The organism is Luteolibacter luteus (genome assembly GCF_012913485.1).
Classification (GTDB): Bacteria; Verrucomicrobiota; Verrucomicrobiia; order Verrucomicrobiales; family Akkermansiaceae; genus Haloferula; species Haloferula lutea.
Genome location: NZ_CP051774.1, coordinates 5,174,636 through 5,186,410, shown reverse-complemented (window position 1 = coordinate 5,186,410; position 11,775 = coordinate 5,174,636). Strand labels below are relative to the sequence as shown.

Genomic DNA, 11,775 nt, shown 5'->3' with positions numbered 1-11,775 from the left:
GACAAGTGAGACGAGAAGGTCGGCAGTTTGGGTTCAGAGGCCGCGGGGATCACATCCGGACAGGGCCAAGGATTCGGGGTTTCCACCCTGAACGTTTCACGGCCACCGCGCTTGCGCCGCAGGAAATCCGCCGCAGAAAGGCGGCTGACCGAAACATTCAGGACAGTCCGAAGAGAGCCCTGATCCCTCGCCCGGACGAACAAAGAAGGGAAAACCTGAATAGTTCCTGTACTAGCAGCATGGAGAAGCTGCTCTTACCGCACTTTTCAGCAGACTGCGTCGATCACCTCGCGCACCGCCCGGGCCGCCACGCGGAATTGCTCTGCCTCGATCACATTGAGATCGGGGTGCAGCACTCGCTCGACTCCGTTTTTCCCGACCACCACCGGCAGGCTCAGGCACACTCCCTCGACACCGAGAAAGCCGTCGATCTTCACGCTCATCGGCACCGTCCGGCGCTCATCCAGCAGGATGGATTCGATGATGTATGCCGCCGCCTGGCCAATGGCGTAGCAGGTATTCCGCTTTTTTCGGAAAACATCGATCCCCGCGTGCGCCGCCTTGTCGCAAAGGGCCCGGCGCTCCGGCGTATCATCGATCTTTTCTCCGCCTGCTTGGGCGACGCTCATGGCCGGAAATTGATGCTCTCCATGCTCGCCCAGAATGTAGGCGCGCAGGTCGTCCGGATGGATCCCGATCAGAGCGGAAAGCATTTCGCGGAAGCGGATGGAATCCACCAGCGTGCCGGTGCCCATCACTCGCTCCGGCGGGAAGCCGGTAATCTCCAGCGCCTGCCAGGTGAGCACGTCCACCGGATTGGAAATCATCACAAGCTTCGTTTGCGGGGCACACGAAGCGATCTGAGGCAGGATCTCGCGCATCAGATTGGCATTGCCCTCGGCCAGCGAATTCCGGCTCGTCAGACCCTCGGGCGTCGGGACGGAGGCGCAGACGGCCACCACTTCGCTCCCCGCGCAATCGGCCAGGTCCCCTGCCCTGACGGAAACGGGCACCTGCAGAAAGGCCTGCGCGTGCATCAGGTCCATCGCCTCACCCTCCGCTTTGGTCCGGTTCGCCCCCACCAGCACGATCTCCCGTGCCGCCCCGCGCAGCATGAGCGTGTAGGCCAGCACCATTCCCACCGTCCCCGGACCAACGATCGTCACTTTCACCGGTCTTTCCTTCTCCGCATCGGGCGGAAACTTCAACGTTCGATGTTGGACGTCCGGTGAATGCTGTTCATCTTCCGGGCGTGGCTTCCTTTGTCATTTCCATCGAGGCGCTGAAGCGCAACTCCCGCATCCTCCGCGAAACCGCCGATGAGGCCGGTTGCAAGATCGTGCTCGCGCTGAAGGGATTCTCCTGTTGGAAGGCATTCGAATACATCCGCGGGGATCTGGACGGCTGCTGCGCCTCTGGCCTCTGGGAAGCGCTTCTGGCGCGCGATTACTTCGGCAAGCACGTGGTGACCTACTCCCCGGCCTATCAGGAGGAGGACATCCGCCAGCTCTGCGAATTTTCCCATCACCTGGATTTCAACTCGCTGTCCCAATGGTTCCGCTTCCGGGACATGGTGGTGGCTCACCCGCGCTTCCAATCCGGCGAGCTGCACTGCGGACTCCGCGTGAACCCCCAGTGCTCGACCGGCCAGACCGCCCTCTACGATCCCTGCGTGCCCGGCTCCCGCCTCGGCATCACCGCGGACCAACTGGAAGGCGCGGACCTAACAGGACTATCCGGCCTGCACTTCCACACGCTCTGCGAGCAGAATTCCGATGATCTGGAAAAGACGCTGGCGGCGGTGGATAAAAAATTCGGCCACCTGCTCCGCTCCCCTCAGTTCAAGTATCTGAACATGGGCGGCGGCCATTGGATCACGAAGCCCTTCTACGATCGCGATCTCCTCATCCGGAAGGTCCGCGAGACCCGCGAGAAATACGACGTGGAAGTCTGGCTGGAACCGGGAGAAGCCGGGGCGATCCACACCGGGGTGCTGCGCTCGGAGGTGCTCGATGTCTTCGAGTCCGCGGGCCACAAGCTGGCGATCATGGACATCTCCGCCACCGCTCACATGCCCGACGTACTGGAGATGCCGTACCGTCCTGATGTCTTCCTTGTGGAGAAGGACGGCTCCGCCAAACGGACCCGTCCCGTCGAGATCACGGCACCCGCCGTCCAGTTCGATGGCGAGGTTTATGAAGCATCCGAGGAATCCGAAGGTCATGTCTATCGCCTCGGCGGGCCTACCTGCCTCGCCGGAGATGTCACCGGTGACTTCGCTTTCTCTCGTCCGTTGAAGCCAGGGGACATTCTGGTCTTCGATGACATGGCGCACTACACCATGGTGAAGACTACCACCTTCAACGGCGTGCCGCATCCTTCCATCGTCTTCCAGCATGAGGATGGACGCTTGGAAACCGTCCGGGAGTTTGGCTACCCGGACTTCCGGGACCGCTTGGCATAGATCCGGAACCGGGTTAGAGGATCAGGAACATGGTCCAGCTAACCCTCTTTGGAATTCTATCCGTTTTCTTCCAGTTAATTGTGTGCAGTCTGACAATTTGGGCAGGCTTGCTACTCTTCCGTCATCGCGGCGCGGCGGCGTGGATGGGACTCTGTGGCGCGATCGTGGGGGCTATGGCGACGATCTTGGCAATTGCCTCGCCTTGGATCGGAAACATCTTCCGTCACCCGGCCTCTGATGATTGGATGCTCCTCTATCACGGGCTGAACACGATCGCGGGATTCGGCAATCTGACCTTCCTCGTGGGCCTCGTCCTGCACCTCTTGAGAAAGACCGCCGAGACCCAGCGGATCGAACAACTGGAAACGATCATCCGCGACCGGGATCAGGCGTGACGTGCCACCCCTGACAGGATCCACTAGACAGAATCCGCCGCCTTCGACGGTAGAATGGGGCGGGAGGTCCGACCCTTCCTGACCATGGTCTCCATTTCGCGTCTGATTTTGCGGGTCGTCATCGTTTTTGCGATGGCTTGGGGTGCTTGCTTGAAGGCAGCCGAGGAAATCCAGGACATCCAGCTCTCCCGGGGTCCGGGCAAGATCCACCTCTTCCGCGGACCGGAGAAGCCGGTTGCTGGTATCGTCTTCGCCTCCGGGGACGGCGGTTGGAACGACTGGGAAAATACGGTATCGGCGTGGTTCGAGGCAGCTGGGTGGCGTGTGGCAGGGCTTAATTGCCGGAGCTACGCCGAGACCGACTACGACGGGGACCTGCTGGGCAATGACTTCGCAGCCATGGCGAAGGCCATGGATCTGCCCGAAGGAACCCCGCTGATCTACGGCGGCTGGTCGATGGGGGCCACCCAAGCCGTGGCCGCGGCCGGAAACGAGCGCCCCGAGAACCTGAAGGGACTCCTGCTTTTCTCCTGCGGATCCCGCGGACGCTACGGCCTGCGGCTGAAGGACGAGATGGGCATCGCCCCCACCGGCGATGGCACCTTCGGCCTGAATGAATTCAACGAGGCCGTGAAAGGGCTGCGGATCGTCCAGTTCCAAGGGAGCAGCGACATCATTTCCAGCACGGCATGGATCAACAACCTGCCCGAAGCCACCGCACTCTACGAAGTTCCGGGCTCGAATCACGGCTTCAACGGCCCGGACGACGACTTCCGTCCCTACTTCCAACACGGGCTGGCCTGGTTACTCGGTGACGACTCGATGGCCCCCAGCAAGGTCAGCAAAGTCCTGCCCTACGGACTCTCCCCTCTCTGGCCCGCGGCCGCGCTCAGCGTGGTGCTGGTGCTGATCTTCCTCTTCTCACGCCGCCATGCGATCCGCCTGCTGGTGATGGCAGTGGTCCTCATCGGCATCATCAACCTGGTGGAAGCGATGCTGCCAAAGCCTCCGGAAGTGATCGATTGGATGCAGCAGTGGTTCCCGCTCGGGGCCAGTGAGGACAGCCGCCTGCTGCTCCTGCTTTCCGGCATCTCCCTGCTCGGCCTCGCCCGCGGCATTTCACGGAGAAAGACCGCCGCATGGTGGCTCACCACCGGTCTGCTAGGGGCATCCGCCTTGCTGCACATGATCCGCGCCTTCGACTGGCATCACTCGGCGGCTGCGCTGATCCTGCTCCTGCCCCTGATCCGCTGGCGGAAAGAATTCATCGCGCTCTCCGATGCACCTTCACTGAACCTCGGGCTGAAGGTCGCCCCCTTCGTCGCCCTCGCTCTGGTGATCTACGGCACCATCGGAGTCCATGAACTGGGAGAGTCCGGAAAGCTGCCAGAGCCTCTGGATTGGGGAAGATCGTTCACCTCCGCATCGACCGCCGTGGTCGGCATGGACGACTCGCTCGACACCTCCTCTCCGGATGTCTCCCGCTTCCTCGATCGCCTCCGGCTCGCGGGCATCGGCTGTGGTGCCGTCATCCTCTTCCTGCTATTGCGGCCGGTGCTGGCAAAACGCGTGGCCACACCTTGCGACGAAGACCGCAAGCGCGCCGCGGAAATTCTGGCCCGCCATGGTACCGATCCCAGCGACCCCTTCACCCTGCTCACGGACAAGCGCTACTTCTTCCACGAATCCGGCGAGGGATTCGTGGCCTATTCCTCCTGGCGGGAAATGGCCATCGCGCTTGCAGATCCCGTTTGCGCTCCGGAACTCAAGCGGGAGCTGATCGACCAATTCACCGCCTTCTGCCGCAAGCAGGACTGGACCCCGGTTTTCTATGGCACCTCCCACGAGACCCGCCCGCTCTACGAGCAGTGTCAGCTCATCACCTTCAAGGTCGGTGAGGACGCAAGGATTCCTCTCGCCGAATTCCACACCCAGGGCGGCAAGTTCCAGAACCTGCGCACCGCACGGAACAAGGCGAAGAAGGATAACATCTCCTTTCGCTGGTACGACGCCAGCCAAGGGATCGATCACGGTCTGGAGGCCCAGCTCGCCCTGCTCTCCGAGCGCTGGCTGAAGGAGAAAAGTGGCGGCGAAATGACCTTCGACCTCGGTGCCTTCTCCATCACCGACATCCGCCAGAACGGCTGCGCCATCGCACTCCTCGCCGATGGCCAGGTCGAGTGTTTCGCCACCTGGCGCCCTTACGGCGGCGGCAAGGGCCGCTCGCTGGATCTCATGCGCGGCCGGGGATCTCCGGGAGGAATCATGGATTTCCTCATCCTCGAGAGCATCGACCACTTCCGCGCCTCGGAGGTAGAAGAGATCAGCCTCGGCAGCGCACCCTTGGCGAATACGGAAACAGATCCGTCACAACTCTCGCGCGAGGAGAAGCAGGTGAAAATCCTGTTCGAGAAATTCGACCGGTTCTACCGCTACAAGTCGCTTTTCGACTTCAAACGGAAGTATCACCCGGCTTGGCAAGGCCGCTATCTGGCCTATCCGCCGGGCACCCTGCTGGCGCGGATCGGCCTCGCCGTGGCGGCGGTGCACCTGCCGGGGGGATTCCGGGGGCTCCTGAAGTCGTAATTTTCTCGCATTACCGCTTTATTTTCCGGCGCTTTGCCCCTTCTTTCCCGCCATGGTTCCGCCCGCGACCTCCAAGGCCTCCAAACCGAAAAAAGAAAATGGCTGGTCCACCGACCAATCCGCCGAGCTGTACGGCGTGGAACAGTGGGGCCACGGCTTCTTCGGGGTGAACAAGAAAGGTCACGTGACCGTGAAGCTCACCGACGAGGAAACCACCTCCGAGGTGTCGCTTTACGAGATCATCGAGGGCCTGCGCGACCGCGGCACGGATCTCCCGGTGCTCCTGCGCTTCCGTGACCTGCTCCACTCCCGCATCCGCGAGCTGAACGAATCTTTCCGCCAAGCGATCAAGGACACCGGCTACCGCGGCGAATACCGCGGTGTCTATCCGATCAAGGTGAACCAGCAGCGCCAGGTCATCGAGGAAATCTCCGAGTTCGGAAAACAGTTCCACTACGGCCTCGAAGCCGGCTCGAAGCCGGAGCTGATCGCGGCTCTGGCCCACATGCACGACACGGAGGCCTACATCGTCTGCAATGGTTATAAGGACGAAGAGTTCATCGACCTCGCTCTGCACGCCCAGAAGATGGGCCTGAAGGTGATGCTCGTGCTCGAAATGCCGAGCGAGCTCGACCTTGTCCTCGAGCGTTCACGAAAGGTCGGCGTGCTGCCAAACCTCGGCGTGCGCGTTCGTCTCTCCACCCGTGGCTCCGGCCACTGGGCGGAAAGCGCCGGCGACAAGTCGGTCTTCGGCCTCAGCGCCACTCAGGTCATCGAGGTCGTCGACCGCCTGAAGGCGGAGGGCTACCTCGGTTGCCTGCGCATGCTGCACTACCACCAAGGCAGCCAGATCCCGAACATCGCCGCGATCCGTGAAGGCGCCACCGAAGTGGCCCGCATGTATTGCGACCTCGTGAAGGAAGGCGCACCGATGGGCGTCCTCGACATGGGCGGCGGCATGGCGGTCGATTACGATGGCTCCCACACCAACTTCCACTCTTCCTGCAACTACTCCATCCTTGAGTACTGCACGGACGTCATCGAGACGATCATGCAGATCTGCGACAAGGCAGGCGTCTCTCACCCGAACCTGATTTCCGAGTCCGGCCGCGCCATCGTGGCCTACTACTCGGTGCTCGTCTTCAACATCCTGGACGTCTCCACGGTCCAGACCACCGAGACTGCCCCGCCAACCCCGGAGAACGCTCCGCAAAACCTGATCAACCTGATCGCGGTCGCCAAGGACCTCAGCAAGCGCAACCTGCAGGAGTGCTTCAACGACGCCGTCTACTACCGCGACCAGGTACGCGCCCAGTTCTTCTACGGTGCCGCCACGCTGCGCGAGCGCGGCCTCGCCGAAGCCTGGTTCTGGCACATCATGACCCGCATCTCGAAGCTCATCCTGGAGCTGGAGATCGTGCCGGAAGATCTCCGCGAACTCTCCGACACGTTGGTCGATTTCTACTACGGGAACTTCAGCCTCTTCCAGAGCCTGCCGGACTCGTGGGCGATCAAGCAGCTCTTCCCGGTGCTGCCGATCCACCGCTTGGACGAGCGCCCGCGCCAGCGCGCCGTCATCGCGGACATCACCTGCGATTGCGATGGCAAGATCGACCGCTTCATCGACCGCGAGGACGTGGCGAAGGTGCTCCCTCTCCACGATGTCCGCCCGGGCGAGCCGTACTACATCGCGACCTTCCTCGTCGGAGCCTATCAGGAAACCCTCGGTGACCTTCACAACCTCCTCGGCGACACCAATGTCGTCGGCGTCCACCTCGAAGGCGGCAAGCCGGTTTACACCCACGAAGTGGAAGGTGACACCGTCGCCGACGTGCTCAGCTATGTGGAGTATGACCCGAAGGAACTCGTTGGACGCTTCCGCGCCTTCGCCGAAAAGGCCGTGGCACAGGGACGCATCTCACCAAAGGAACGCCGCGAGGTCCTCGATCTCTATCGCGCGGGCCTGAGCGGCTACACCTACTTCGAAGGCTAAGCGAGACAGCCGCGCCCAGCTTGCGGCGCGGCTTTCACGCTCCGTTTGGAGAACTGTGACGCGGGCTCCAGATCGTGAGCCCGCGATCGCGCACTTACTCCACTACCCCTTCCCTCGTCCGGAGCGCCGCGGCACCGTCCGGATCCTTCATCTTTAAATAATACGCCACATTGGCGGCCACATCGCGCCGCTTCTCGCCTGCGGGCAGGTATTCGAGCCAGTGGACTGCCTCCTGGAGATCGGACTCCATTGCGATCCTCGCATAGGTCTCCACCACCAGATCCCGCTGCGCGCCGGCCGGAAGTTCCGCCATCCACGTGAGATCCTTGAACTGCTCCTTCCTCCGGGCGATGACCGTGGTCATATTGGCGATCGGCTGGCCTCGCTCTGCGGGTAAATTAAGGGCCGCTACCCAACCCATCCAAAGCCGCCAAGTATCCGGGTTGAAGATGCCGCCATTTCCCAGCACTCCGGCGAACTTTTCGCGCTCCTCCTTGGTGAAAGTTCCATCGATCACCGCGGAAGCCTCGTCAAAGGGCTCCTCCACCAACGTCTTGGAGAGCTCGGCGACCACCGCCTTCCGGAAAGATCCATCACCGGGATCCGCCTCGGTATTCCGATTCAGCGCCAGCATGAATGACATCCTCTCGCTCTCGCTCCGCAGACCGCCCACCAAGGATGAAGCGGCCCGCTTGGCATCCTGACCCGCATCCTTTCCAAAGTGATCGCGAAAGCCCTCGATCGCACGCTTCGGATCGAGCCTCGCCTGCGCCCCGAATACCGCGACTCGTAGCTCCTCTTCCTTCGCCAGCGGCAGCCCCTCTTTTTCCGCGTCCCAATACCATTTCAGGACGCCCGCGGGATCCAGATTCGCCCACGCGATGAAGGCCCCCACCTGCGCACGCTTCGCCTGCTCGTCCGGAGCATCGCCCAATGCTAACCGAAACGCTTCGCGTGGATTCGCGGCGTAAAACTGCCAGCGCAGAGCCTCCTTCAGGGCTAGGCCCCGCGCATCATCTCCCGTCTCATCCAGAAGACTTCTGACCGCCGCCGCATCCAGCGACTCGAGCAACTCGGTCAGCCGCGCCATCCTCAGCGCGGAACCGGGCCCATTCGGATCATTCAAGACATCCAGCAAGCTCCGGACCTCCTCGCGAAGATCATCCGCCTCACGTTCCTCTTCCCGCGACTCCCGGAACTCCGCGGGCGCACTTGCTTCCAGTCTCGCGGTCGCGATCTCATCGCGCAGCTTCACCAGCCTCCGGTGTTGGAGCACGCCTAACAGCACGGCAGCTACCGCCACCAACAGGAGAATGACGCAGGTTCGATTCGCGGAATGATGGGGAGTTTTCATCGCGCTCTCTCCAGGATCTTCTGCTTCATCTCCTCGCGCAGCGCCGGATCCACGATCTTGTCCGCCAGCTTCAGCGCCGGCTCCGTGAGGTCTCCACGGAAGTATTGGTTGCTCAGGTTATGGATGATATCGCGATCCTCGGGCGTTGCTCGCTCCTTCTCGAAGTGCCTGAGCATGGCAAGCGCGGACTGCCTCTGCTCGGCGTGGACCAGAGCCAACGCGTCCTCTCGGATCGGCCCGGCTTCCGCGGGCACCACCTCTTCAAGCCACGCCGCCACCTCTGCCTGTGTTCCGGGAGACAGATCGTGGCGCAGCATCCGCTTGGCCGCGCCTTCCGCCAGGAACCATCTTTCCTCAGGCAGCGCGCTCACCGCTTGCAGGAATGGCTCCACTTTGGACAAGTCCAGCGCATCGAGATTCGATCCCATCGCGTGGATCGCGAAGTCGGTGAGCATCACTTTCCGGCTAGCCTCCGGCAGCATGCGGGTGGCCTTCAACCATCCTGCGGCTTCGTTCGCGGATGAGGCCGGGTCCAGGTAATGAAAGCCGTCACTGATGAGCGTCATCTGACGCGTGTCCGGAGGAAAGCTTTCGAGGTAGCCGATCGCCTGTTCCGCATCCATGCGCATCAACTGCACGAACAGAGCCTGCTGGAAGGTCTTCAGCGGACCGTTGCCATAGGCCTGCCGCAGCGAGTCCCCCTCCGTCCACGCGATCTTCTCGCGTCGCAACTGCTCGCTATCCACGCCATTGAGACTCTCCGCCGTGCCACGACGCCACCCTCCCCTGCCCTCTCCTGCGCCCGCTTCTTCCTTGATGGTGGCGCTCCGGTATTCGGGCATGGCTTCCATCTTCGCCAGCCACTCCCGCGCCGCACCTGGATCGACCTGGGCCCAGCGTCCCAAAAGCTCCGGTGCCCAGGCCTGCGTCATCCATCCCCGCTCGGCACACGCCATCACCCGCGCCGGATCTTTTGCCGCCAGCGCGTAGGCGAGGAACTCGGCCAGATACAGCCGCTTCATGATGCCGGTCCTAACCTTCCGCGCGCCATCCAGCAATTCCTCCAGCTCCTCCGCGGACAGCGCGCCCAGCTTCCGCTTCAGCGCGAACTTCAAGCCCTCGGAACGCCTCGTCTCCCCGGCCTCATCGGCCAGGCGCACCAAGTCCAGACTGGTCGAAATTTTCACCAGCCCGGGGCTCTCGCGAACCTCGCGCTTCGCGGTCGCGGCGGGCCGGGGACCTTGGCGCAGACCGGCCAACTCACGCTCCGCCCCGGCGATCGAGAGCTGCTGCATGGCCAGCGGCAACCCCAGCAAGAGGAGCCCGCAGGGAACCAGGATCTTCGATTTTCCCGTGATCATAAGAAAAACTCCGGAGGAGAGGGACGGTGCCGCAGCCGCGCCCAGCGCCTTCGCGGTGAGAGCCCCGGCCAGATGCATCGGCGCGCCCTTGGCGGACTCCGCCAACATCCCGCTCGCCAGCACGCCCACCGGCACCACCACTCCCCGCCCGCGGAGAATCTGCGAGAGCTTCTCCAGCGCCCGCACCGATTGCTTCTGCACCGCCGCCGGCGATTTCCCCAACAGCCCGCCGATCCGGGAAAAGGGTAGCTTCTCGAAGAAGTGCAGCATCAGCACCCGGCGATCCTTCTCCGCCAAACGGTCCAATGCCCCGTCCAGATGAGGCAGCGCCTTCGCCCATAGCTCCTCTCCTGCCCCCTCCGATGGACGCAGGTCGTCGGGATGCAGCAGATCCTTGCGACGGCTTTGGGATGATTCCGAGCGCATGGCTTTGGTGGATTCGTAGAGGGTGGCCCGGTGGAGCCATGGCACGAAGCGCTCCGGATTCACGGCCAGGGAGCTCGCCTTGGACGCCACCGCACAGAGCACGTTCTGGGAAACCTCCTCCGCCATCACCCGGCTACCCGTCTTTCGCAGCGCGGCATGGAAGATCAGCGAGAGATGCCGCTCCACCAACACGCGGAAGGCCGCCTCGTCCCGGTCCCGTACAAAGGCGTTGAGCAAGGTGGCATCGCTCGGCGTGGTCATCTCCTACCCTTCAACACCAGTTGCCCGGAAAATCGGACAAAAAATCGGCAATCGGGGCGCGTCATCTTCCACGAGCCAACTATACATGATCCCGGGCTTGCGATAGCTTCGCCGCATCATGGACGCAACGATCCAGCTTGTTGAAGACTTCGAAGCCGAAATCAACAACGGCGGCTTCGACCAGTTCTTCCTGAACTCCCACGGAGACCACGCGGCGGAAACGGCTGAAGCCTTGAAGAGAATCGGGGCGCTTCACACGGCCGCGATCCTAGAACGCACGATAGCCCGCTTTCCCGGCGGTGCCCCATCCCGCAACTGGAAGACGAGGCAGGACCAAATGCTCGATGAAGTATCACCCGATGGCGAAGCCTTCAGAGAGGAGGACAAGGCCTTCTACAAATATGAGGACAAGCTGGATCAGCTGATGAAGGCCTACCGTCAGGGAAGCTGAAGCGGCTCCAGCCCTCCCATATCAGGCCAGCACATCGATCTCCGGCCACAGCCGCGCCACCAGCGGTTCCTGCGCGGCTTCCATCCGCTCGCGGTCCGCCGGATCCTCATCCTCATGCCCAGCCAGATGCAGCAGGCCGTGCACGATGTAGCGGAAAAGCTCCCGTAAAGGCGGCTCCCCATTCTCGGCAGCTTGCTTGAAAGCCACCTCCACACCGATCACGATCTCACCATGGTGAAAGGTGATGACATCCGTCTCACCCTCGATCCCCATGAACTGCTCATGAACCCGCGCGCTGGTCTCATCATCGACGAGCGCAATCTCGACACACTCGTGCTCGAGCAACGGCGCATCCTCGATCACCACATGCTTCAGGAGGATCTCTCCGGCCGCCAGCGCCCCGCCCTTTTCCAAGGTGATGAGCCATGACTCGGGGATCTCCAGACGTTCCTGATTGTTACCGACAATAAGTTCGGGACGCATC

Annotated in this window: 9 protein-coding genes; 5 read left to right on the top strand and 4 right to left on the bottom strand. The window is 62.3% G+C overall.

Going from position 1 to position 11,775, the window contains the following annotated elements; all coding sequences use genetic code 11:
- Positions 1-266 precede the first annotated feature (266 nt).
- Entirely contained in the window at positions 267-1,208 is a 942-nt protein-coding gene (locus HHL09_RS21470; RefSeq protein ID WP_205760904.1) for a malate dehydrogenase, read from the bottom strand.
- 44 nt (positions 1,209-1,252) lie between these two features.
- Between HHL09_RS21470 and nspC the strand changes: the two genes are divergently transcribed.
- From nspC to speA, 4 genes are all read left to right on the top strand, one after another.
- Positions 1,253-2,464, top strand: coding sequence for a carboxynorspermidine decarboxylase (gene nspC / locus HHL09_RS21465; RefSeq protein ID WP_169456701.1), 1,212 nt, complete (start codon positions 1,253-1,255; stop codon positions 2,462-2,464).
- A gap of 107 nt (positions 2,465-2,571) precedes the next feature.
- On the top strand, positions 2,572-2,859 hold the full coding sequence (locus HHL09_RS21460) for a hypothetical protein (RefSeq protein ID WP_169456700.1): 288 nt from the start codon (positions 2,572-2,574) through the stop codon (positions 2,857-2,859).
- An 84-nt stretch (positions 2,860-2,943) separates the two neighbouring features.
- A complete protein-coding gene (locus HHL09_RS21455) occupies positions 2,944-5,445 on the top strand; it encodes a phosphatidylglycerol lysyltransferase domain-containing protein (RefSeq protein ID WP_169456699.1) in 2,502 nt (833 codons plus the stop codon).
- Between the two features lie 52 nt (positions 5,446-5,497).
- Positions 5,498-7,438: a biosynthetic arginine decarboxylase gene (gene speA, locus HHL09_RS21450; RefSeq protein WP_169456698.1), complete on the top strand. Its 1,941-nt coding sequence runs from the start codon at positions 5,498-5,500 to the stop codon at positions 7,436-7,438.
- A 94-nt stretch (positions 7,439-7,532) separates the two neighbouring features.
- Here the strand turns inward: speA and HHL09_RS21445 are convergent, their stop codons facing one another.
- Positions 7,533-8,792, bottom strand: a complete 1,260-nt coding sequence (locus HHL09_RS21445) for a hypothetical protein (RefSeq protein WP_169456697.1) — start codon at positions 8,790-8,792, stop codon at positions 7,533-7,535.
- Entirely contained in the window at positions 8,789-10,840 is a 2,052-nt protein-coding gene (locus HHL09_RS21440; protein ID WP_169456696.1) for an RNA polymerase sigma factor, read from the bottom strand. The genes HHL09_RS21445 and HHL09_RS21440 overlap by 4 nt, the downstream gene beginning before the upstream one ends.
- Before the next feature lie 118 nt (positions 10,841-10,958).
- Here HHL09_RS21440 and HHL09_RS21435 point away from each other — a divergent pair, with 118 nt between their 5' ends.
- Complete coding sequence (locus tag HHL09_RS21435; protein ID WP_169456695.1) at positions 10,959-11,291, top strand: DMP19 family protein; 333 nt, start codon at positions 10,959-10,961, stop codon at positions 11,289-11,291.
- Between the two features lie 21 nt (positions 11,292-11,312).
- Here the strand turns inward: HHL09_RS21435 and ybeY are convergent, their stop codons facing one another.
- Positions 11,313-11,774, bottom strand: coding sequence for an rRNA maturation RNase YbeY (gene ybeY / locus HHL09_RS21430; RefSeq protein ID WP_169456694.1), 462 nt, complete (start codon positions 11,772-11,774; stop codon positions 11,313-11,315).
- Position 11,775: the final 1 nt, after the last annotated feature.